Below are 20,428 nucleotides of genomic sequence, written 5' to 3' on the forward strand. Positions count from 1 at the left end.
CCTCCCTGCAACCCGCCCGGATTCGTATTGCGACAACCGTTGCCGCACAGCGGATTTCTGGTCGGCGACGGGAGTACTCGCGGAGCTTATCGCGAAACCCACGCCGGGGTGTTACCAAATCGAGACAGCATCGCATATCTCGCGGCTCGACCGTGACGTTTCGGTCAAACCCCCTCGCGGGAAAGAGAAAACCCCGCATCCGGTATGGATGCGGGGTCTCGTCTGCGCATTTACTTCGGCGGTGCCGGCGGGGGCAGCGGCTGGTTCGGGTCACCCAGACCGCACCGCTGGATCTCGTACTTCGGCACCCGGTCGATGCGGTACTTGGCGAAGTCGAACGCCTGCATCAGGTTGTGCCGCCAGCGATCGAAGGTCAGCGGCGCCCGCGAGGAGGCCAGCAGCGACTGGGTGTCCGGGCAGGACAGCGCCAATCGTGCCTGGTCGGACCACTTCTCGTCCAGGAACCAGGGCATCCACGGGTGCCGGTCCACCATGCCGGTGTCCACCACCACCCAGTCCGGGTAGAGATTCTTGTCGTGGCCGATGCGGCCGTCGGTCAGCCGATCGGTATGCGAGGCAAGCGGATACGCCAACCCCATCTGATCGATGACGCGCACGTCCAGCGGCACGTTCATGCTGGTCATGCCGAGGTTCAGGAAGAACACGACGTGTTCCTTGTTGCCCTCGGGCACCGGCGCGGGCACCAGGTACCAGTTCATGAACGACGGCGAATTGAGCAGCAGCGCACCGTCGGGCGAGTTCGCGATATCGCGGACCATGGCGCGAATGCGCGGATAGTCCAGATAGTCCTCGGCGCGGATCGGATGATCGTGACCGGTATTGAGGACGTAGTAGATGCGCTCATCCACGATGCCGTTGGCGCGGATCTTGGTGCCCGCGGTGATCGCGGTGGTGTCGGCCGCGAACAGCGCCCACACCGCGGTGCCCGCGAAGGCCGCGACCACGACGGCGAAAGCCCAGTCCAGACCGCGCATTCCGCCCTCCGCCGACTTGCGCGGCAACCGGATCGGCAGCACCGCCACCGGCAGGATCAGGCAGAACAGCTGCGGCAGCAGCATGCGGCCGTGCATGAAGTCGCCGCCGACGCGGATCTCGTAGACCGTGAGCACGAAACCGCTGAGCAGCATGAGCGTCACGACGGCCGCGGGGGTGCGCAGCCAGACGCTGAAGCGGTGAATCCGCCCGCGCCAACCCGGTTGCGACCCTTCGGCAACCGCATGGCGACCGTCGGATTCGGTGCGCCGCTGCCGCATCAGGACCAGCCCGGCGATCAGCAACACCGCCAGCGGCAGCCACAACCAGTACGGGCCGACCAGATCCCAGAGGTAGACGAAACCCTGATGCCACTTCGCGCCGCCGGCGTCCTTGGCGACCGCGGTATTCGGGTAGGGCAGACCGTAGTAGCCCATCCGCCAGATCTGGTACGCCACCGGCACCAGCCCGGCGACCGCGACCACCAGCACCCGGAACAGCCACGGCCGCAACCGGGTCCGCGGCACCGGCGCGCAGAACAGCATGCCCAGCGCGAGCACGCCGACCAGCGTCATCTCGGGCCGGATCAGCGGAGCCAGCCCGGCGAAGAAGACAAGTGCGAAAAAGGCGGCGGGCCGGACATTCTCGGCCTGACTCCAGCGCACCAGGCCCCACCACAGCACCGCCAGCCAGAAGATGACCAGGCAGGACTCGAGGCCGGAGGTCGCGTAGTCCCGGGCGGGCGGCAGCGCGATGTAGACCAGCACGCCCGCGGGCACCAGCAGCGCGGAACCCGTTCCGCCCCACAGCCGGGCGGTGCCCAGCATGGCGAACACGATCGCCAGCACCGACAGGGTGAGCGCGAGAGCGAGCACCACGTACTCGAGCCGCGCCTGGGTCAGCCAGCTGAAGAAGTAGACGAGGAAGGTCCAGGCCGTCGAAGTGTTGGCCTCGACGCGTTCGCCGGCATTGAAGACCGGGCCGTTGCCCGCCATCAGGTTTCGGACCGTGCGCAGCACGATCAGGCCGTCGTCGGCGATCCAGCGGCGCTGCCACGCGCCGGCCGCGAACAGCGTCGCGGTCAGCACGATCCCACCGAGGAACGTGGCGCGGGATAGTCGCGAGAAGCCGAGCGGCCCATCGTCCGCACGCCGACGGGCGCGACCGACCGGCAATTGTGCCGTCGGCGCGCCCACCTCTCGCTCTTCTCCCTCTACCACGTCAGGTGAGATAGACAGCGACACCTACCGCTCCGATCAAGGCGATTGCGAGGAACTGGAGGACGCGGTCCCCCAGGGCGATCTCTTCGGGCTCACCCGCTTCGCCGCGGTCGACGTCCACCGCGTACCGCATGATGGCGATGGTGAACGGGATCATGGAGATGGCGAACCAGATGGTGTCCTTGTTCTTGTCCTGCTCGAACGCCCACAGACCGTAGAACACCACCACCGCGGTCGCGGACAGGGTCCACACGAAACGCAGGTAGGTCGGCGTGTAGTACTCCAGCGACTTGCGGATCTTGGCGCCGGTGTCGAGCGCGATCTTCAACTCGGCGTAGCGTTTTCCGGTCGCCATGAACAGCGAGCCGAAGGCCATGATCAGCAGGAACCACTGGGACAGGCGGATATCGGAGGCGACGCCGCCGGCGACCGCGCGCAGCAGGAAGCCCGAGGACACGATGCAGATGTCGAGCACGGCCTGGTGCTTGAGGCCGAAGCAGTAGGCCAGCTGGATGCCGATGTAGACCGCCATCACCACGGCCAGATGCCAGTTCGCGGTGAACGACAGCAGGATCGATCCGCCCAGCAGCACCACCGAGAGCCCGTAGGCCAGGTTGACCGGCACCACGCCGGCGGCGATGGGCCGGAAGCGCTTGGTCGGGTGCGCCCGGTCGGCCTCGACGTCGAGCGCGTCGTTGACCAGGTAGATGCCCGAGGCGGCCATGCAGAACACCACGAAGGCCAGCGCCACATGCCCGAGCACTGACAGGTCGGTGATCACCAGGTCGCCGGTGGCGGTCTTGCCGGCGGCCAGCGGCGCGGCCAGGACCAGCACGTTCTTGACCCACTGGCGCGGACGCATGGCCTTGATCAGGCCACCGCCCAACGTCTTCGGCGGTCCCTTGATGACCGCCTCTGCTAGATCGGTGCTGGTCGGCTCTTCGCTCATGTCAACGATGGCTCTTTCCTGGGCGGTCACTTCGCGAGTCTCTTTTCGGCGGCGAGCACGGCGGCCGCGGACGCGGCGCCGAGCGCCGAACCCGCGAGCACGTCGGTGGGGTAGTGCACGCCGAGGACGACTCGGGAGAGCAGCATCGGCGGGACGAGCACCGCAGGCAAGGGTAGCCCGGCGAGCCTGCCGAGCAACACCGCCGCCGCCGTTGTCGAGGTCGCGTGCGAGGACGGGAAGCTCAACTTCGACGGCGTCGACACGTTGACCTGCACGGACGGATCGTGCGGACGCTTGCGGCGGACGATCCGCTTGATCACCACGGATGCGGCGTGCGCGCCGAAAGCGCCGACCGCCACGCCCGCCCACTCGCGGCGGCGCGGCTTGTCGACCAGCGCGCCGACCGCGGCGATGCCCAGCCAGCCCAGCGAATGCTCACCGAAATGCGACATGCCGCGCGCGGCCTTCACCACGTTCGGATGCTGTCCGAGGGTGCCCTGCACCAGGTTGATGATCTTGACCTCGGCCGGGGACGCGACCGGGGCCGCCGGTGCGTCCGGGACCACGTGCAGGCCGCGGTCCGGGCTCGAAGTTGGCTGTGCAGCCGTCATTTGGGCTCGTTCCTTGACTCAGTATCGATACCGAAGACGTTCTCCCACGCGGCCTTGCTGGTCAGGTGCGCGTGCGCGCGACGGTACTGCTCGCGCACCTCCGGGAAGCGCTCGGCCAGCTCCTTGCGCAGGCGCATCGCTTCCTTGAACAGCTCCATGGCCTTCCGCGGATCCCGCTTACGGTAGACGACGCCGCGGCCGTCGGCGGTGGTAACGGTGACGCCGTCCACCTGCGACAGCAGGAACCAGCGGGCGTCCAGCGTGGGGACGTTCAGCTGCGGGGTGTCGTGATGCTGGGGGTTGGCCTTGCGGAAGTTGTGCAGTACGCCCTTGCCCAGGCGCACGACCTTGCCCAGCGGATTGCCCGGCTCGCCGACCGCGCCGACCTCGGCGTGCGAGGCCAGCGGCAGTTCGGTGGAGGACGGCAGCACCACCGCGTCCGGGTACTCCTTGCGCATGGCGTGCACCTTGCCCAGCGCGGTCGGCAGCAGCTCGAACAGTTTTTCCGGGCCGGCCAGGTAGTCGCGGATCGCCTCGTTCTGGATGGCGACCGTCGAATACTCCAGGCACAGCAGGTGTTTCAGCGTCGCCTTGATGGTGTTGACCACCATCGGGCGGCCGTCGTTGGGCAGGTGCAGGGAGGCGACCACCAGGCGGTTGCGCAGGTGGAAGTAGGCCTGCCAGTCGATGGCGTCGTCCTTGTCGGACCAGGCCATGTGCCATACCGCCGCACCCGCGAGGGTGACGGTCGGGTAGCCGTGTTCCCTTGCGCGCAAACCGTATTCGACGTCGTCCCACTTGAGGAACAGCGGCAGCGGCTGCCCGATCTCCTCGGCCACTTGGCGCGGGATCACGCAGGTCCACCAGCCGTTGAAGTCGACGTCGATGCGCCGGTGCAGCAGCTTGGAGTTGTCACGGTCGCGCAGCGGGTTCTTCGCGAAATCGTGGTCGTACTCGACGTTGGGGGCCGCGGTCCACATGAAGATGGAGCGGTCCACCACCTCGCCCATCACGTGCAGGTGCGAACGCTCCTGCAGGTTGAGCATCTGGCCGCCGGTCAGGATGGGCGACTTGGCGAAACGTGAGAACGCCAGCGCGCGCAGGATGCAGTCCGGCTCGATCTCGATGTCGTCGTCCATGTAGACGATGTACTCGGCATCGGTGGTCTCGAGCGCCTCGTACATGACCCGGCTGTAACCGCCGGAGCCACCGAGATTCGGCTGATCGTGAATCGCCAGCCGGCCGCCCAGGCGGGCCGCGGCCTCGGTGAAGCCGGGCTCGTCCACCACCTTGCGGTTGCCCTGGTCGGGAATGATGACGGCCTGGATCTTCTCCAGCACCAAGGGATCCGAGCCGAGCGCGGTCAGCGTCTTCACCGCGTCGGTGGGGCGATTGAAGGTCGGCATGCCGACGGCGATGCTGCCCTCACCCGGCGCCTCGATCGGCGCGTACCAACCGCCGCTGCGCATTTCGACATGGCTGTCGGTGGTGATGTCGAACCAGATCCAGCCGCCGTCCTCGAACGGGCCCAGATCCACCTCGAACTCGACGAAGTCCGCGGCCGCCGCGCCATCGCCCGGCGTGCTGAACTCGTTGCCCTGCACGTGAATTCGCGAACCGTCCGCCTTGGAACGGTAGACGTCCACCCGGCCGTGGCCGGAGAGCTCGAGCTTCAGCACCACCGACTTCAGCACGCTCCAGCGGCGCCAGTAACTGGCCGGGACGGCGTTGAAATAGGTGCAGAAGGAGACCTCGGACTCCGCGCCGATGGCCAGCGCGGTCCGCGTGATCGCGTGCGCGCGACGGGCATTGGTCTCGGATTCCTCGAGGTACAGCTTGCGGACGTCGAGCGGCTCACCCGGCCGGGGCAGGATGACGCGCTGGAGCAGGGATACGGCGCGGGTCTCGGTGCTCATGTCTTCCCGAGTCAGTTGGGCGGTCATTCGGCGGAGTCCACCAGCGGTGCACCGGATTCCAGATGCGGGCGCAGCACATTGTCGAACATGCTGAGCGCCGCGCCGATGGCCATGTGCATGTCCAGGTACTGGTAGGTGCCCAGGCGGCCACCGAAAACCACCTTCGCGGAGGCGGTTTCGGCCTTGGCGCGCTCACGGTAGGCGAGCAGCTTGGCGCGGTCGTCCGGGGTGTTGATGGGGTAGTACGGTTCGTCGCCGGTCTGGGCGAAGCGCGAGAACTCGCGCATGATGACCGTCTTGTCGTTCGGGTAGTCGCGCTCCGGATGGAAGTGGCGCGGCTCGATGATGCGGGTGAACGGCACGTCCGCATCGTTGTAGTTCATCACCGGGATGCCCTGGAAGTCACCGGTTTCGAGCACCTCGGTCTCGAAATCGATGGTGCGCCAGCCGAGTTCGCCTTCGCTGTAGTCGAAGTACTGGTCCAGCGGGCCGGTGTAGACGACCGGGGCGTCCGGGCTCTCGGCGCGGATCTGCTCGCGCACGTCGAACCAGTCGGTGTTCAGGCGCACCTCGATATTGGGGTGCTCGGCCATCTTCGACAGCCACGCGGTGTAGCCGTCCTTGGGCAGACCCTCGTAGGTGTCGTTGAAGTAGCGGTTGTCGAAGGTGTAGCGGACCGGCAGCCGGGTGATGATGCTCGACGGCAGTTCCTTGGGATCGGTCTGCCACTGCTTGGCCGTGTAATCGCGAATGAACGCCTCGTAGAGCGGGCGCCCGATCAGCGAGATGCCCTTCTCCTCGAGATTGGTCACGTCCTTGCTGTCGATCTCCGCCGACTGCTCGGCGATGAGCGCACGCGCCTCGTCCGGCGTGTAGTAGCGGCCGAAGAACTGCGAGATCATGCCCAGCCCCATGGGCAGCGGGTACGCCTGCCCCTTGTGCAGGCCGTAGACGCGGTGCTGATAGTTGGTGAACTCGGTGAACTCGTTGACGTAATCCCACACGCGCTTGTTGGACGTGTGAAACAGATGGGCCCCGTACTTGTGGACCTCGATTCCGGTTTCCGGATCCGCCTCCGAGTAGGCGTTCCCGCCCAGGTGATAGCGACGGTCCACCACCAGGACTCGCTTGCCGAGCAGTTTGGCGGTGCGTTCCGCGACGGTCAGCCCGAAGAAGCCGGAGCCGACAACAATGAGGTCGAAGGGGGTTGCGACGGTCACGGGTGCCCAGCGTACCGGCATCCCCCGAAACCGCGCCGGGGCTGGGTTTCATTTGCCCTCCGCTTCGCTCCGGGCGGGTTCGCGGCCCTGCAAGCTCGATTCTTCCCTCCTTCCCTCCTCCGCTTCGCTCCCCCGCTCCAAGCGCGGGGAGGCGGAGCGCAGTCCAGAATCGAGCCGGGCCGCGAACCTGCGGGGGCCACTCCGGTGGGTGGGGAGGGCGGGTTCAGAACATCGGGTGGGGCGGGGCCGCGGACGAGGCGCAGATCTATACGTAGGCGAGTTTGGGGAGGCACGCCGGGGGACTCGCACGGTAACGGGCAATGCCCCAGCGCGCCGGTCTACGCTGAGGTAGGAATCCCAGGGAGGTGTCGTGACAGCCGAGCCGCATCGCTTCGAGACCGCGCCGGGCGGGCTGACCGTCGCTGATGTCCGGGCTGGCTACGACCCGGGTTTCCGCTTCGAACTCGAGGACGGTGTGGCCGTGATGATGGCATCAGCCACGCGCTGGCACAACCGGGTCCAGCGTCACTTGGCCGTCGCCATGGAAGCGGTCTGTCCTTCGAACCTGTCGGTCGAGGTGGAGCAGGCAATCGAAATCACCGAGGACTTCGCGCCCGTACCGGACATTCTGGTCATCGATATGGCCGCCGCCTTGCCCGACGCGAACGTCTACCCGAAGGCCGCCGTCCACCTTGCGGTAGAGATCGTCTCGCCGGGCACTCGCCGGAAGGATCGAATGATCCGGCCGATGGACTATGCCCACGCGGGGATTCCATATTTCTGGCGCATCGAGGCCGAGGACTTCCAACCGGCGGTCTACACCTTCCGGCTGGACGAGACTTTGGGCCAGTACTCCCCCATCGATGTCCACCGAAAGCTGCTCCGGACTTCCTGGCCTTTCACCATGGAGATCGAGCTCGCCGACCTAGGCCACTGATCGCCGGACCGCACCGGAATGCTCACGCCCGCAGCCCCTTCCGGCATCGGTCGTCGGGGGCTACGGTCGTGCGGCGGTCGCTACAGCCGGGCCGCGGAGTAGACGTGCATCGCGTCGCGGACGTACTCGGCGGTTCCTTCACCGTGCACGTCGTAGTTCTTGGCGAAACGCGGGTCGGCTACGTACATGTCGGCCAGGCCGTTGAAGTACTGGGCGCCGACCGGGCCGTTGGTGGGGGTGCTGCTGAGCCAGTCGTAGTGCCGCTGCACGATGGCCTGCACCTCGTCGGCGTCGACCGGCAGGCCGGCTGCGTGGGCGCGGCCGTAGTCGGCCGCGATGTCGGTGTGGGTTTGGAGGTGCGCCTTGCGTTCGGCCTCGGATTTCGAGTTCCACCAGCGGTTGCTGTTGTCCCACGCCTCCTTGCCCCACCGTTCGATGACCTCGTCCTTGTACTGGGCGTGGTCGAATCCGTCGAAAACCTCGTCTGCCACGAGTTGCTCACCTGCTTCCGTTTTGCGCAATGTGGTTCGCACCGAGGCGATTTGCCGCGCGATCCGGTCCTGCTCCTGTTTCAGCAATTCCAGATGGGCGCGCAAGGCGGTGGCGGCGTCCTTTTGTCCCGCGAGGACTTCGGCGATGGCCGGCAGGCCGAGGCCGAGTTCCCGGAGCAAAAGGATGCGCTGCAACCGCACGAGGGATTCCTGGTCGTAATAGCGATAGCCATTGGATCCGATCCGGCTCGGCGGAAGCAGTCCCAGCTCACCGTAATGCCGCAGCGTGCGGCTGGTGGTGTGGGCCACCTTCGCCAATTCCTGGATCGACCATTCGGCTGTCACTGCCCGGCCTTTCGTATCCTCTCGTTCTCCTCGACGAATTCAGGATGCAAGTTGACGTAGCGTCAAGGTCAAGGATGAATTTACGCGCCGTCGGTGCACTGGGTGTAGCGGACGTGCACGGACTGCTTGGGCGGCGCGGAGGAACCGAACATGGCCGGCGGCGAGGGCATCCAGTTGGTGAGCCGGTTCATGGCGTCCTGCTCGGCCTCGGCGCGGTTGCGACCCGAACCGCCGTAGTAGTAGGTGTGATCCGCGCTCTCGGCGATGGATCCGCAGCCGTCGCGGAACTGCGCCATGACCTTGCAGCCGCGGTGCGCGCACTGACCGATGGCGTCGGCGTCGGAGGAACCCCAGTTCGGATAGTTCCAGGCCGCGCCGTAGAAGGTGCCGCCGTCGGTGCTCAGCGCCAGCGAGCCGTAGAGCGAGCCGTCCGGCCCGCGCTCGGCGCCGGCGGGACCCGCGCCGAACGTCGAAACCAGCACGGCGGCAGCCGAAACGAACATGGTCAGGGCGAGTTTGCCCGAGAAAGCCATTGAAAAATTCTCCCCATTTGGAAGCGGCCGCGCAGGAATGGCCGCTCCGGTTGCACTCGGTGGTGCGATCACCACTGCCCGGATTTGTATCACGGGCCACCGACACGGCCAAGTCCGTTTCGCTCGGACCGGAACCGACTGCCCCGCAAAGCCTTCCGAATAGGTCACCCAATCGGTCATCGCCGCAAGGACTTGCTTCTCGGTTTCCGGCGTGACATGCTCCGCGTGCGCGCTGCCGGCGCTCCCGATTTCCGCGCGCGCACGACTAGATTTTCGGGGGATGAGGAAAATCCAAATGTTCTCTGCGGGCCGCGCCCGAGTTCTGCACTGGGCGGCCGTCGCCGCCACCGCCGTGAGCGCCACGCTCCTGTTCGGCGCGCCCGCGGACGCCGCCGCGCCGGTGGTGCTCGGCGGTGGCTCCGGGGTGTACGTCGAGGATCTCACTTCGTCGGACTCCGTCAGTGACTGCACCCTGACGGCGGTGGGCTACGACAACAAGAACCAGCTCGTCGGCCTGACCGCCGGCCACTGCGGTGAGGTCGGCGCGCGGGTCGCGGCCGAGTACACCCGCAGCGGCGGCATCGGTGTCATCGCCAACAAGAGCGCCGACATGGACTGGGCCATCATTGTTTTCAACCCGGACCGGGTGACCCCGACCCGTACGGTCGCGCAGTCGGTGATCAATTCGGTCGGCGCGCCGCCGCAGATCGGTGAGAACGTCTGCAAGAACGGCCGCACCACCGGCTTCACCTGCGGACCGGTCTGGGAGACCAAGGCCCTGACCTTCCGCAGCCAGGTGTGCGCCAACCACGGCGACTCCGGTGCGCCGGTGCTGCGCGGCGATCAGCTGGTGGGAATGGTCGTGGCGGGCACCGACTTCAAGCTCGGCCCGATCGACGTCGAGCTGCCGCTGTGCGAGGGCGGCGGCAACCTGATCCACGAGCCGGAGCTGGCCACCAACATCTCGGCCGTGCTGGCGGATATCGACCGCAATGGCGGGGCGGGCGCGGGGTTCCACGTCGCCTGACGCACTGCCGAAAACGGGGCGTGACCTTCTCGGTCACGCCCCGTTTTCGTGTTCTTCAATATCCGACGGTGATGCGGGTGCGATGGTGGCCGGGTCGCTCGGCCTGATCGAGGACGGCAATCGCCATGTCCTCCATGGAGATCGAGGAATTGCCCGCCTCGTCGACGAGCATCTCGTCGGCGCCGAGTCGGTAGGCGCCGGTGCGCTCGCCGGGTTCGAACAGGGCGGCCGGGCTCAGGTAGAGCCAGTCGACCTGATGGGTTGTCTCGCGGAAGGTTTCGAGCTGCCGCGCGCCGGCTGTGGCGATGGGGATCAGGTAGGCCGGGAAATCGGGCTGGTCGGCGAGCGTCAGTCCGGTACCGGGGACCAGCAGGCTGCCCGCGCCGCCGACCACCAACAGCCGGGATGCGCTGTCCGCCAAGCCTTCCAGGAGTGCGGCGGCGACCTCGGCCAGTTCGTGTTCGCGGCCGACGGCCGGGCGCGTCGCGCTGATCACGACTTCGCTTCCGGCGGCGGCCTTTTCGACCTGCGCTGGGTCGGTGGCGTCGGCGGCCCAGACCTCGACCTGTTCGGGGAGCGCGCGCAGCCGGTCGGCGTGGCGGGCGACGGCGCGCACCTGGTGGCCGCGGCGCAGGGCTTCGGTGACGATCCGGCTGCCGGCGTCCCCGCTGGCTCCGAACACTGTGATCTGCATGGTGTTTCGCTCCTTGAATTGCACTTGCGCTGCTTCGAGAGGAATCCGGTCAGGCCGCGAGGCGGATCTTGGCGGTGAAGGTCTCCGCCGCGCCCGCACGCGTCCGCGGCTCGGACTTCGGCGCTCCCGGCGCGGAATCCTTTGTGCTCGGGCCCGATCCGGTCTGGCCCAGCAGGGTGCCGCCCAGGGCGATGACCATGCCCAGGATCTGCAGCGGGGCCAGCGACTGGCCGAGCGCGACCCAGCCGATGATGGTCGCCGAGAGCGGGCTCAGCAGACCGAGGAACTGCACCGAGGTGGCGCTGGCCTTGGCGATGCCGCGGAACCACAGGGCGTAGGCGACGGCCGTGCCGATCAGGCCCAGGAAGAGGTAACCGCCGATATTGCGAGCATCCAGCGCGGGCGGCATGCCCTCGGCGATGGCGGCCACCGGCAGCAGCAGGAGCCCGCCCGCCGTCAGCTGCCAGCCGGTCATGGCCAGCGGGCTGACCCCGTCGGGGCGACCCCAGCGCTTGGTCAGAATGGTGCCGCTGCCCATGGCGATGGCCGCGGCCAGTCCGGCGATCACGCCGAGAGTATCGAGGGCGGCCGTGGCCTTGAGAACCACGAGGGCGACGCCGCCCAATCCGATCAAGCCCGCCACGATCTTTCGGGCGCTGAGCCTTTCGAGCCCGGCGGCCGCCGCGAAGCCCACCGCGAACAGCGGCGCCGACGAGGTGATCACCGCCGCGACACCGCCCGGCAGTCGGTAGGCGGCCACGAACAGCAGCGCCGTGAACAGGCCGATGTTCAGCGCACCCAGCGCGAACGCACGCGTAATCCATTGCCCGTGCGGCAGTTTCCGGGTCAGGGCCAGCAACAGCAGGCCCGCGGGCAGCACCCGCATGAGCGCGGTGAACATCGGGCGGTCCGGCGGCAGGAACGTGGTGGTGACGTAGTAGGTCGAGCCCCAAACCAGCGGCGCCAGCCCGGTGAGGGCGAGCGTCCCGGCGAGTCCGGTGCGTGCGGTGGTCATCTTCATCTCCTCATTGATAATCTCAATGTTGAGATAAAATCATCTTGATACCTCAGTGTCAAGTATCTCAACGTTGAACTTTATTGCCGAGCCGAAAGGACCAGGTCACCGTGCCCGACGCCGTCGACCAGATCACCGCCGCCTGGCGCGAACAGCGCCCCGACGTCGACACCTCCCCCATGGAGATCTTCGGCCGCCTCTCCCGCCTCGGCCGCCTCTGCGACAAGGAACTCTCCGACTTCTTCCGCATCCACGGCCTCGAACGCTGGGAATTCGACGTCCTGGCCACCCTCCGCCGCGCCGGCAACGAATCCGGCCTGTCCGCCGGCGCCCTCAACAAGGCCGCCATGCTCACCTCCGGCGCCATCACCAACCGCATCGACCGCCTGACGGCCAAAGGCTGGGTAGCCCGAGTCCCCGACCCCACCGACCGCCGAGCCATCAAAGTCGTCCTCACCGACACCGGCCGAGCCCTCGTCGACAAACTCCTCCCCCTCCACATGGAAAACGAACACCGCCTCCTGGCCACCCTCTCCCCAATCGACCGCGAATCCCTCATCCCCCTACTCCGCAAGTTCGCCGAATCCCTCGGCGACACCTCCCTGGACTGAAAACACGAAAAGGCGGCGCCCTCTTTGCGAGAGCGCCGCTTTGTCCGATCACCGTGCAGCCGATCAATTTCCACCGGAACAGGCCGCACAACCCTTGCCGGGCAAGCAATCAGCGGCCGGAAGCAGTTCGTGAACCTCATGACCGAGCGCCACGGCGAGAAGAATGAGCTCGTTCACCCGAAGCGAGCCAGGCCGTGCCATCCGCGCGGCCAACTCGCCATCCGCCATCCCCAGCTGTTTCCCCAGGTCCACGACACCCACCTCCGCCCGCTCCATGGCCCGCCCAACCCGCGCCCCGACACATCTGCCCATCCAGTCCACAGGACCGCCTTCCACCCCTAGCCCCGCGCCACCCCCCGCCCCGCCATCGCGGCCAACGGCAGCATTTGAGCTATCGTTCGAACATGTGTTCTATTATCCGGAGTAACGGGATGAGAGTTCAACGAACTCCATCCGCACAATCCGTGGGAGACCCCGCAATACAGAACGCAATACAAACATCTGCGGGAGAGGTGAGGCCAGTTGGCTGACAACCTGTTCGGTGAGTACATCCGCCAACGCCGCGAGGACGCCTGGCTGACGCGCACCGAACTGGCCAGGAAGGCCAACTTGTCGGTCTCGTTGATCGAGAAGATCGAACTGGGGACCAGACCGCCGACGCTGCATTCGCTGCAGATCCTGTTCGATCAACTGGACGTGTCGCCGATGTACCGCAAACACATCCTCGACTTGGGGCTGCCCGGCCTCTTCGGCTCGCCGCCGGCGACGGCCGCGCCCGGGGCCGACGACCTCGCCGATCTCGCCGCGCTAGCGGATCCCGCCAGCTTCTACACTCTGCCGCTCTTCACGATCGTCGCCGCGAACGCTGCCCACCAGCGCACCTTCCCTGGTCTCGGACCAGGCATGAGCTTCGTGGAATGGCTGTTCGTCGAACCATTGGCCCGCAAGGTGATCGTGGAATGGCGCAAGGAAGCGCACCGCTGCCTGCACAGCATCCGCCAACTCGCGCCCAACATCGCCACCGATACCCAAGTGTCGGGCCTGGTACGCAGATGCCATACCGCAGCCGAGTGGGACGAGCTGTGGAACAGCAAGCCTCGCAATGACTTCGATGGCCGAATTTTCGTCCGAGACCTGAACAGTCGACAGACCAAGCGACTGCGGGTACGAATCTATTCACCAGAATATCCACAGCGCGCGTGGTGGTTTTGCCGACTGATCGCTTTGCCACACAAAGGGCTACGGGCCCGGGACCCGATCAGCTGATTCGCACATACGATGCCGTGTTCGTGCCGACCGTGGCGGCCTGCAACGAGGAATCCGTCGCCGCCAGCACCGTCACCTTGTCGTTCGCGTTGAGCGTTGCCGCACCGCTGACGGTGACGGTGGCGGTCGATCCTGCGGGCACGGACTTCGCCGTACCCGTGATCACGGCGGAATTATTCACCGCCAGTTGCAATGTCACGTTCATGGTGGTGAAGGAAGCGCCGCTGAACACGATGGAAGCCGACAGGTTGGCGTTCGCCTTGGCACTCGGTGCGAGGAGAGCATCGCTGCTCACGCTCGACCCAGGATAGTTCGTGCTATCCGGGATCCAACCGGTGATCTGCGAATACAGTCCGTTGGTCGAGGTGGACCACGCCGCCGCCGCGCTCTTGGTCATACCGGACGGCCGCAGCCCCGTTGCCACAGCGCAACTCAAGGCTCCGCTGCCCGCCAGTTGAACAGGCTGCCCGGTCACCGCGCTCGCGGATCCCACGGCGCCGAACGCGACGCCCCTCGAGATGGGCTGGACGCCGTTCGCTACGCCGCTGCCGCCGAACGGAGCCGCGACGGCCGCGATCGACGTAACCGCGGCTGACAGGCCGCACGTGCCCGCAAAGGAGGCATTGACCGTGCGCGGAAGACCCTCTGTCGCGAACAAGGCGGAGACGGCCACTTTGCCGCCGCCACCGACAACCACCGGTGCTCCGCATACTCCCGCGCTGCCGAAGTATGCGGTGATGGGCTGCATGGCCGTCAGGACCGTGGAAGCACACCGGTCCCGGCACCGTTGCCCGACAATGCCGTCCAAGCTCGGCACGATGCGGCCAAGGTTCCCACGCCCCCGAGCGCGGGGCTCAGGAACGGCGGGATGACGGGTACCAGCCTTCCGTCGATCACGACAACCGACTGGGTCGGTAGAGCGACCGTCGCTGTCGGCGGCGCCGGGACAGCGGAGACCGCTGTCGGCGCGGCGGGTGGTGTCGCGGTGATCACCTGTCCTGGTGCTGTCACAGCGCTCTCCGATTCTATTGTGGTTGAGAGGATTCCGAGTCCTCAGCCGTCAGCTGACCGTGAAGGTCGGGGTGATCAACAGCTGGCCCTGAGCGCTCAGCGTGGTGGGCGCAATGGCGACCTTGTCGATGAAGTCGGCCTGGCCGCCGGTAGCCGTCTTCCACAGCCCGGCGTAGTTGTAGGTGAAGTTGCCCGGCACGTCGATGGCTACCTGAGAACCCGTGACCTGACCGTTGACCACGGATCCCCACGTGGTGGCCTTACGGGCATACGCGGGGGAACCACCGCTGGCCTCGTTGATGCCGGTCGAGCCCGGGTCACCGGTGTGCACCGAGACGTAGACGACGTTGCTGCCGCCCATACCGACGTAGGCGTTGCAGAGGGCGGTCTTGGTTGCGTTGACGGCGATGGTCATGACGACTCCTTTTCGAGCGGGATATGTTGTGACAGAGGGAATTGAGGTTCGACTAGGTGCGAAGGACCGTGCCCTCGTACCAGGCGTACGTGACGGGTGGCGCGGAGGCATAGGTGACCAGCAGGGTGTAGCGAGAGTTCGCCGGAATGGCATCGGCGGTCACATTCGACACGGCCCAGGTGGCCGCGGTCGCGGTGACGGTGGCATTCCAGGTATCCAGCACAGCGCCGCCGGGCGCGGTGAACACGATCTTCACCGCGGTGTTCGCCGGGAACTGGACCCCGCCGGAAGGCTGAATGGTCTGCACGAAGCTCGCGCCGGTGGTCAGTTTGAGGGGTTCGATCGTCGGTTGGTATCCCAGGAATCCGGGATCGACGGGTGCGGTCATGTCTTACCTTTCTTGATGGTGTTGGACCTCGTCCATCAGTTCCGGTGACAGGTGCAGTTCGGGGACGCGGCCCGCGCGCGCGGCCTCTATGACACCGCGCAACACCACCAGCGCCTCTCGGAAAAGCACTGTGACCCGGTCCAATTCACGGATCGAAGCCTCCTGTGCGGCCTCTACCGCATCCAGGCGATGGGTGACGACGCGCAGTTCTTCCGACACCCGGGCGAGTGTGGCCAGCGCCATCTCGTTGACGTCCTTGGCCACGGAGATCTCGTTGCGCAGATTCTCCGCGGGCGCTCGGACGCGAGCGCGCAGCCAGGCGAAGAACGCGGATGCACCGGTGCCGCCGAGGAAGGTCGCGGCGCTGAGCACCGTGGTCTCGACTAGCGGCATCAGGCGACCTCGGACCCCGCGAGGTGGGGATTTTCCAGGGCTGTGACGAGCTCGCTGCCCGCCTGCGCGGCCGCCGCGATCACGGACTCGTTCCTGACGATCCAGACATTCACGCTGCGCAGGACCTCGACTGCGGTCAGCACCGCAGCCCCGTAGCCCGCAACCGACGACGGCGCGTACTGGAAGAGCAGTGCCGCCACGGCGAGCACGTTGATCACTCCGCCGATGGCCGAGACCACCGTCTTCGCGTTGCGGGCGACCACGTCACCGGCACTCACGGGGCCGCTTTCGGCTGTGCCGCAAGGATTTGACCGCCGACCTTCGCAACGGCGTCGACCAGGGTCAGGTTCTTGCCCTCGGGGTTCTGACCCAGCTGGGGCCAGCCGTGGCCGTCGGGACCGAGCAGCTGCCCCCAGATGTCCTGAATCTTCTGATAGAGATCCGTTTGCTGCGCATCGGTCAGCGCCATGAGGTCTCCCTGCGTAGTAGGTGGCGTCAGCCCGAGCAGGCGACGCAGGTCGTCGAGGCTGCCGCGAAACGCGTTGGCGTCGACTGTGTGTCCGGCGACCTGAGCCGCATCGGTGAACTGGAGCAGATCGACGGCCTTGCCGCCGAAGCCATTCCAGTACGGCGAGGTGTATCCCGGATAGAGCTCGGTGGCGAATCCGGTACCGCCGACGTAGCTCGACTGGATCAGCCCCGGCACCTGAGAGACGTCCGGGGAGCCGATCTGCTGCCAGTACCAGCGTGGGATGTACGAGAAGGTCGATACGCCTGCCGCGTTTGTTCACCGCACTGACGAAGGCCCAGAAGGTCTCCATCCCACCGGAATTCGCTTCGAAGTCGACCATCGCCGCGGCATCGGTGCCGAGGTGCTCGACGAACAGCTCCGCCTGTGTGTCGGCATCGCAGTCGCTCCGCAGGTAGTGATATCCAGCGACCACCAGGCCGTTCGCCAATGCGGCATCCCGATAGGCGGGCCAGGTGGCATCGATGAAGTAATCGCCCTCGGACACCTTCGCGAAGACGAACGCGAATCCCTCTCGTGCAACCTCACCGAGATCGATGTTCGGACCATTGTTGTTCGAGATATCGATGCCGAAGATGGTCATTCTCGGATCACCCGATATCCGGCCAGTTCCAGTGCCGTTTCCGGGGTGGACTCGGGATGCACGTAGGAGCCGGGTAGCCGAGTCATGTTGATCGCGGACCCGTCGAGCCGCGCACCGACGATGACCGCCTCGGCCGCCTGCTGTCCGAACGCGTCCTGCGTCCAGACAATGAGCCTTTTTCATCCTTGCTGAATGGCGCGGATCTCGCGGGCTTGCAGGACGTGGATGGCTTGGACGAGTTGACCGGTCCGGTGCGGGCAGCAGCGGAGTTTCCGCAGTACCCGCCAGGTTTTGAGCTGGGCGTTGGCGCGCTCGCCAGGGCCGCGTAGCTTCGCGTGAGCGCGGTTGAACTGCTTCTGCGATTCCGGCTTGTCCCGGCCCTTGTACGGCGTGAGTGCCGCGGTGGCGCCGTGATATGGACTCTCCGAACCTGACGAAGGCATGATCGCCCTCACGCTACCGGAGATCCGCCGCCTGCTCATCGCCTTCGTCCTCACCCGCCAACACCCCGCCGACCACACCTGGGCCTGGTCACGCTGGCGACGCCGCCGACAACACCAAGCCCGACTCTCCCACTACCGACGCCGCGGCCACCCACTCACCTGACACCGAGTGTCGTTGCAGTACTAACCGCCTGTCTATCGCGGTCGCTTCGAACGAGCTTCCATCGCAACCGACGGCTTCGAGTGAGCGACTCGCTACGGCGCACGCTTCAACTGCGCCGCCCGCTCGGCGAGCTTCCGATCCAACTCGGCACGTCGACGGGCGGCATTGCTTCCGTCCAACTGTCCACTGAAAGCTTGGCGCGCCGCTTCCACATGTTCATCGGTGACATCCGGGTATGCCCGCGCGATCGCTGACAACGCGGACCTCGTTTCCTGGTCGAGCCCGGTCTCGCTCCGCCCGCCGCGCCCTTCCAGCGCCTGCTCCAACATGCTTTCGAAGTTCAGCTTCAGCTGTTCCCGACTTGGACGGCCATGCCGCACGTCCGTCTCCTCTTCGTCGATCCGCCTGCATCTGGGAGCGTATTACGGTCCCTTACTTCCCGCGTCGATGGCTTCCGGACGATCCTATGCAATGCTGGGATTCGTCCGACAGCTGAGGAGGGGTGGACATGCGGAGCAGTCGGCTCGGCAAGGAGCAGTTGCAAAGCAACTTCGACTTCATGTTGTCAGAGGTCTCCGCAGGCCGGGGCTTCCTCAGTTCGAGCGGTTTGGATGACGAGACGAAGCACGCTTTGCGCGCGATCGCACGTGCCTACCCGAACGTCACCGATGAGCTTGTCAGGGCTGCGTACGCGGCCTTCGCTGGACAGCTGGACGGCAGCAATGCAGCCCGCTGGCTCGCGGAGTCGGATCGGGATCTTCGCGAGCGCGAGCAGCGCTCGAAGGCTCGCGGCGGTCCCGCCGGTAAGACCGCGCCTTCGGAGACAGAGTCTGCCGACGGCGAATCTTGCAGCTAGCGAGGCCTATTGCCGGTGGAGCGGGACCCGGTGTGCTCAACGAGTTGGAAGATCAATCCAAGCGCCGGTAGTGCGCACGCAGCTCACCGGGCTCGATGCTGTTCTCCGCAGTCACGGGTCCGAATCCCTTGTTGAACTTTGGATTGTCGTCAACGATGCGCTCCGAGGGATTCAACTCCTCGCGGCCGCGCATATCCGCGGCGATCTGCCGATCGATCTCGTGCAGCCGCTCGACAGTGATTCCCATTCGCGCCGCGGTCTGTTCGTCGATCTCCCGCTGCTTGTCCGGCTCGGCGGGATTCATCCAGGGCGGCAGAGGTGGTGTGGACATATACGGTCTCCTCGCTCAGAAGTATGCCGCGATCGCGGCGTCGAACCGCGGATCAGCCACGTCGACGTCGCTGCTGGGCTGGTAGTTCCGACCCCGCACATGGTCCAGGAACTCGGCCGGAATCTGGACCGAGTAGTTCTCCAGGTAATGGATCGAATCGACTCGCCAGATCCACACCCCATCCGAGACCAGTGAAGGGCCACTGCGGATCGACTTGGCAGGATCGATCAGATCGGTGACATCCCCCGGCACATCGAAAATCGGTGTTCCAGCCTTCATGTAACCCGCGACCAAGCCCCGATCCTCAATCGGTTGGCTGGTCCCCGAGGCACGCAACACCGGAAGTTCGTCTCGCACCTTCCGAAACATCTCGCGGTAGATCCCGACGGGCTTCAACCCACCTGCGGTCGTGTCTCCGGACATCGTGCAACCCCCGATCTGGCTAACCATGTACAGCAATCACACTACTGGCCGGCACGGCCTGTGAGGGGTGCGCACCCCACGCGCCTGTCAGTCGACGCGGTGGTGCTGGCAGCAAAGCCGGTTTCGGCCGATTCATCATTCGAAAGAGCTGTTTGGACGGCTGCTATAGTGCGGGCGATACGCTGATGAGAGGTGCTGTGGGGTGGCTGATCTGGACGGCGAGTGGATTCAGCAGCGGGCAGAGTTGCTCGAAGAAGGCAACCGTTTGAAGGCGCTGTACGACTCGATCGGGTACACGGCAGAGGGCAAAGCGGCTATTTATCGAGTGATCGAGCTGCGCAAGCAGTATGCGAAGCTCCTGCCCGAAATACCGGTGTCACGGTGTCCCTTCTCCGGAAGCGCGGTGAGTTGGCCACTGGACAACATCGATTTGGATGGCTGGTTCTGGGAGTGGGACAAGCCCAGCCGCCGCCGCGTATCGAAGGTGCAACCGACCTGGTTGGCAATGGGCGGCGCGATGCGCTTGGCCGAGCCCGTCACATCGACGCCGTTCGATTGCATGCCGGGTCCCGGCGCACCCTACGTGGTCCCGCGGCTGCTCAACTTGGCCGAGACTCGCGCTGTAATCGCCGAGGTCCCCGTAGGTCGCCACACAGGCTGGGCGATAACGTATTTCACTACCCACCGTCCGGACGGGCTTGCGTTGGAAGACCTGTGGGGCAGCAAGACCTACGACCTCTATGACTCGCAGGGCAATTGGCGAGCATGGAGCGACTACCCCCAATCTCACCTCGACTACAGCTTCGACCTTCGCCCCTGGCTCGAGTCCGGCAAGCTGCTCTGGATAGCCCCGAACGACGACTCCGCGACCCTCCGAGAAGGCACGGCTGACTGCCCGTACCTCGACCTGGAAGGCGATCACCGATTGCAACTGGCCTTCGAGGGCAACGTCACCCACTGGTAGCTCCCAAGCATGAGCAGCATGGATCGAGTGGTTCTTCTCTTGGAAGGGGGACCCGCCCGATCACGATGATGTCTCCTGGAACGGCGACTACTACGTGCGGG

26 protein-coding genes and 1 pseudogene are annotated in these 20,428 nt (G+C 65.9%); 7 read left to right on the plus strand and 20 right to left on the minus strand.

Annotated elements, in window-relative coordinates; translation table 11 throughout:
* Positions 1–230: 230 nt before the first annotated feature.
* From D7D52_RS25175 to glf, 5 genes are read right to left on the minus strand one after another with little or no spacing between them, the layout of a single operon-like run.
* Positions 231–2,168, minus strand: coding sequence for an arabinofuranosyltransferase AftB family protein (locus D7D52_RS25175; RefSeq protein WP_281279234.1), 1,938 nt, complete (start codon positions 2,166–2,168; stop codon positions 231–233).
* A gap of 46 nt (positions 2,169–2,214) precedes the next feature.
* On the minus strand, positions 2,215–3,162 hold the full coding sequence (locus D7D52_RS25180) for a decaprenyl-phosphate phosphoribosyltransferase (RefSeq protein WP_120740198.1): 948 nt from the start codon (positions 3,160–3,162) through the stop codon (positions 2,215–2,217).
* Between the two features lie 26 nt (positions 3,163–3,188).
* Positions 3,189–3,773, minus strand: coding sequence for a phosphatase PAP2 family protein (locus tag D7D52_RS25185; protein ID WP_120740200.1), 585 nt, complete (start codon positions 3,771–3,773; stop codon positions 3,189–3,191).
* Entirely contained in the window at positions 3,770–5,716 is a 1,947-nt protein-coding gene (locus D7D52_RS25190) for a glycosyltransferase (RefSeq protein WP_120740203.1), read from the minus strand. The genes D7D52_RS25185 and D7D52_RS25190 overlap by 4 nt, the downstream gene beginning before the upstream one ends.
* Positions 5,713–6,930 (minus strand): UDP-galactopyranose mutase, encoded by a 1,218-nt coding sequence (gene glf, locus D7D52_RS25195; protein WP_120740205.1) that lies wholly within the window; start codon positions 6,928–6,930, stop codon positions 5,713–5,715. The genes D7D52_RS25190 and glf overlap by 4 nt, the downstream gene beginning before the upstream one ends.
* Positions 6,931–7,279: 349 nt before the next feature.
* Here glf and D7D52_RS25200 point away from each other — a divergent pair, with 349 nt between their 5' ends.
* Complete coding sequence (locus tag D7D52_RS25200) at positions 7,280–7,846, plus strand: Uma2 family endonuclease (protein ID WP_120740207.1); 567 nt, start codon at positions 7,280–7,282, stop codon at positions 7,844–7,846.
* 80 nt (positions 7,847–7,926) lie between these two features.
* On the opposite strand, the gene D7D52_RS25205 is transcribed toward D7D52_RS25200, so the two are convergent.
* Together D7D52_RS25205 and D7D52_RS25210 are read right to left on the minus strand one after the other, a co-directional pair.
* Positions 7,927–8,682, minus strand: a complete 756-nt coding sequence (locus D7D52_RS25205; protein ID WP_120740209.1) for a MerR family transcriptional regulator — start codon at positions 8,680–8,682, stop codon at positions 7,927–7,929.
* An 80-nt stretch (positions 8,683–8,762) separates the two neighbouring features.
* The gene (locus D7D52_RS25210; RefSeq protein WP_162958520.1) at positions 8,763–9,215 is read right to left on the minus strand and encodes a DUF4189 domain-containing protein; all 453 of its coding nucleotides are present in this window, start codon (positions 9,213–9,215) and stop codon (positions 8,763–8,765) included.
* 295 nt (positions 9,216–9,510) lie between these two features.
* Here D7D52_RS25210 and D7D52_RS25215 point away from each other — a divergent pair, with 295 nt between their 5' ends.
* Positions 9,511–10,242: a S1 family peptidase gene (locus tag D7D52_RS25215; RefSeq protein WP_246023283.1), complete on the plus strand. Its 732-nt coding sequence runs from the start codon at positions 9,511–9,513 to the stop codon at positions 10,240–10,242.
* Between the two features lie 55 nt (positions 10,243–10,297).
* Here D7D52_RS25215 and D7D52_RS25220 read toward each other — a convergent pair whose 3' ends face one another.
* Together D7D52_RS25220 and D7D52_RS25225 are read right to left on the minus strand one after the other, a co-directional pair.
* A complete protein-coding gene (locus D7D52_RS25220) occupies positions 10,298–10,936 on the minus strand; it encodes an NAD(P)-dependent oxidoreductase (protein WP_120744450.1) in 639 nt (212 codons plus the stop codon).
* Positions 10,937–10,985: 49 nt separating this feature from the next.
* Positions 10,986–11,951 (minus strand): EamA family transporter, encoded by a 966-nt coding sequence (locus D7D52_RS25225; RefSeq protein WP_120744451.1) that lies wholly within the window; start codon positions 11,949–11,951, stop codon positions 10,986–10,988.
* Between the two features lie 110 nt (positions 11,952–12,061).
* Between D7D52_RS25225 and D7D52_RS25230 the strand changes: the two genes are divergently transcribed.
* A complete protein-coding gene (locus D7D52_RS25230; RefSeq protein WP_120744452.1) occupies positions 12,062–12,562 on the plus strand; it encodes a MarR family winged helix-turn-helix transcriptional regulator in 501 nt (166 codons plus the stop codon).
* Between the two features lie 522 nt (positions 12,563–13,084).
* Positions 13,085–13,828, plus strand: coding sequence for a helix-turn-helix domain-containing protein (locus tag D7D52_RS25240; RefSeq protein WP_120740215.1), 744 nt, complete (start codon positions 13,085–13,087; stop codon positions 13,826–13,828).
* Here D7D52_RS25240 and D7D52_RS37985 read toward each other — a convergent pair.
* The 8 genes and pseudogenes from D7D52_RS37985 to D7D52_RS25275 form a co-directional block, all read right to left on the minus strand.
* Positions 13,821–14,636: a hypothetical protein gene (locus D7D52_RS37985; protein WP_162958521.1), complete on the minus strand. Its 816-nt coding sequence runs from the start codon at positions 14,634–14,636 to the stop codon at positions 13,821–13,823. The genes D7D52_RS25240 and D7D52_RS37985 overlap by 8 nt on opposite strands.
* Before the next feature lie 252 nt (positions 14,637–14,888).
* The gene (locus D7D52_RS25250; protein WP_222932671.1) at positions 14,889–15,254 is read right to left on the minus strand and encodes a phage tail fiber protein; all 366 of its coding nucleotides are present in this window, start codon (positions 15,252–15,254) and stop codon (positions 14,889–14,891) included.
* Between the two features lie 52 nt (positions 15,255–15,306).
* Entirely contained in the window at positions 15,307–15,642 is a 336-nt protein-coding gene (locus D7D52_RS25255) for an LtfC-like domain-containing protein (protein WP_120740219.1), read from the minus strand.
* 3 nt (positions 15,643–15,645) lie between these two features.
* Positions 15,646–16,035, minus strand: a complete 390-nt coding sequence (locus D7D52_RS25260; RefSeq protein WP_120740221.1) for a hypothetical protein — start codon at positions 16,033–16,035, stop codon at positions 15,646–15,648.
* Positions 16,035–16,313 carry a hypothetical protein gene (locus D7D52_RS25265; protein WP_120740223.1) on the minus strand — a complete coding sequence of 93 codons (279 nt, stop codon included), beginning with the start codon at positions 16,311–16,313 and terminating at the stop codon, positions 16,035–16,037. The genes D7D52_RS25260 and D7D52_RS25265 overlap by 1 nt, the downstream gene beginning before the upstream one ends.
* Positions 16,310–16,741 (minus strand): hypothetical protein, encoded by a 432-nt coding sequence (locus D7D52_RS39435; RefSeq protein ID WP_246024113.1) that lies wholly within the window; start codon positions 16,739–16,741, stop codon positions 16,310–16,312. The genes D7D52_RS25265 and D7D52_RS39435 overlap by 4 nt, the downstream gene beginning before the upstream one ends.
* A 178-nt stretch (positions 16,742–16,919) precedes the next feature.
* A pseudogene (locus D7D52_RS40175) lies at positions 16,920–17,330 on the minus strand (GH25 family lysozyme); the annotation flags it as partial.
* Positions 17,327–17,590 carry a transposase family protein gene (locus D7D52_RS25275; protein ID WP_281279127.1) on the minus strand — a complete coding sequence of 88 codons (264 nt, stop codon included), beginning with the start codon at positions 17,588–17,590 and terminating at the stop codon, positions 17,327–17,329. The pseudogene D7D52_RS40175 and the gene D7D52_RS25275, both read right to left, overlap by 4 nt.
* Between D7D52_RS25275 and D7D52_RS37990 the strand changes: the two genes are divergently transcribed.
* Complete coding sequence (locus D7D52_RS37990) at positions 17,589–17,753, plus strand: hypothetical protein (protein ID WP_162958432.1); 165 nt, start codon at positions 17,589–17,591, stop codon at positions 17,751–17,753. The two genes, D7D52_RS25275 and D7D52_RS37990, sit on opposite strands and share 2 nt — an antisense overlap.
* Positions 17,754–17,845: 92 nt before the next feature.
* On the opposite strand, the gene D7D52_RS25280 is transcribed toward D7D52_RS37990, so the two are convergent.
* Complete coding sequence (locus tag D7D52_RS25280; RefSeq protein WP_222932672.1) at positions 17,846–18,133, minus strand: hypothetical protein; 288 nt, start codon at positions 18,131–18,133, stop codon at positions 17,846–17,848.
* Positions 18,134–18,261: 128 nt separating this feature from the next.
* Here D7D52_RS25280 and D7D52_RS38550 point away from each other — a divergent pair, with 128 nt between their 5' ends.
* A complete protein-coding gene (locus tag D7D52_RS38550) occupies positions 18,262–18,609 on the plus strand; it encodes a hypothetical protein (RefSeq protein ID WP_187703038.1) in 348 nt (115 codons plus the stop codon).
* A gap of 52 nt (positions 18,610–18,661) precedes the next feature.
* On the opposite strand, the gene D7D52_RS25290 is transcribed toward D7D52_RS38550, so the two are convergent.
* Both D7D52_RS25290 and D7D52_RS25295 read right to left on the minus strand, forming a co-directional pair.
* Positions 18,662–18,940, minus strand: a complete 279-nt coding sequence (locus D7D52_RS25290) for a hypothetical protein (protein WP_162958522.1) — start codon at positions 18,938–18,940, stop codon at positions 18,662–18,664.
* A gap of 15 nt (positions 18,941–18,955) precedes the next feature.
* On the minus strand, positions 18,956–19,363 hold the full coding sequence (locus D7D52_RS25295; RefSeq protein WP_162958523.1) for a hypothetical protein: 408 nt from the start codon (positions 19,361–19,363) through the stop codon (positions 18,956–18,958).
* A gap of 202 nt (positions 19,364–19,565) precedes the next feature.
* On the opposite strand from D7D52_RS25295, the gene D7D52_RS25300 reads away from it, so the two are divergent.
* Positions 19,566–20,327, plus strand: coding sequence for a hypothetical protein (locus D7D52_RS25300; RefSeq protein ID WP_120740231.1), 762 nt, complete (start codon positions 19,566–19,568; stop codon positions 20,325–20,327).
* The last annotated feature ends 101 nt before the right edge of the window (positions 20,328–20,428 follow it).

Source organism: Nocardia yunnanensis, from assembly GCF_003626895.1.
GTDB lineage: Bacteria > Actinomycetota > Actinomycetes > Mycobacteriales > Mycobacteriaceae > Nocardia > Nocardia yunnanensis.

What these genes read in the sequence shown, in the direction of transcription:
- D7D52_RS25180 (WP_120740198.1), bottom strand. Translation starts at nt 3,162, where the DNA reads ATGAGCGAAGAGCCGACCAGCACCGATCTAGCAGAGGCGGTCATCAAG.
- D7D52_RS25185 (WP_120740200.1), bottom strand. Translation starts at nt 3,773, where the DNA reads ATGACGGCTGCACAGCCAACTTCGAGCCCGGACCGCGGCCTGCACGTG.
- D7D52_RS25190 (WP_120740203.1), bottom strand. Translation starts at nt 5,716, where the DNA reads ATGACCGCCCAACTGACTCGGGAAGACATGAGCACCGAGACCCGCGCC.
- glf (WP_120740205.1), bottom strand. Translation starts at nt 6,930, where the DNA reads ATGCCGGTACGCTGGGCACCCGTGACCGTCGCAACCCCCTTCGACCTC.
- D7D52_RS25210 (WP_162958520.1), bottom strand. Translation starts at nt 9,215, where the DNA reads ATGGCTTTCTCGGGCAAACTCGCCCTGACCATGTTCGTTTCGGCTGCC.
- D7D52_RS25215 (WP_246023283.1), top strand. Translation starts at nt 9,511, where the DNA reads ATGTTCTCTGCGGGCCGCGCCCGAGTTCTGCACTGGGCGGCCGTCGCC.
- D7D52_RS25220 (WP_120744450.1), bottom strand. Translation starts at nt 10,936, where the DNA reads ATGCAGATCACAGTGTTCGGAGCCAGCGGGGACGCCGGCAGCCGGATC.
- D7D52_RS25225 (WP_120744451.1), bottom strand. Translation starts at nt 11,951, where the DNA reads ATGACCACCGCACGCACCGGACTCGCCGGGACGCTCGCCCTCACCGGG.
- D7D52_RS25250 (WP_222932671.1), bottom strand. Translation starts at nt 15,254, where the DNA reads ATGACCATCGCCGTCAACGCAACCAAGACCGCCCTCTGCAACGCCTAC.
- D7D52_RS25255 (WP_120740219.1), bottom strand. Translation starts at nt 15,642, where the DNA reads ATGACCGCACCCGTCGATCCCGGATTCCTGGGATACCAACCGACGATC.
- D7D52_RS25260 (WP_120740221.1), bottom strand. Translation starts at nt 16,035, where the DNA reads ATGCCGCTAGTCGAGACCACGGTGCTCAGCGCCGCGACCTTCCTCGGC.
- D7D52_RS37990 (WP_162958432.1), top strand. Translation starts at nt 17,589, where the DNA reads ATGATCGCCCTCACGCTACCGGAGATCCGCCGCCTGCTCATCGCCTTC.
- D7D52_RS25275 (WP_281279127.1), bottom strand. Translation starts at nt 17,590, where the DNA reads ATGCCTTCGTCAGGTTCGGAGAGTCCATATCACGGCGCCACCGCGGCA.
- D7D52_RS38550 (WP_187703038.1), top strand. Translation starts at nt 18,262, where the DNA reads ATGCGGAGCAGTCGGCTCGGCAAGGAGCAGTTGCAAAGCAACTTCGAC.
- D7D52_RS25290 (WP_162958522.1), bottom strand. Translation starts at nt 18,940, where the DNA reads ATGTCCACACCACCTCTGCCGCCCTGGATGAATCCCGCCGAGCCGGAC.
- D7D52_RS25295 (WP_162958523.1), bottom strand. Translation starts at nt 19,363, where the DNA reads ATGTCCGGAGACACGACCGCAGGTGGGTTGAAGCCCGTCGGGATCTAC.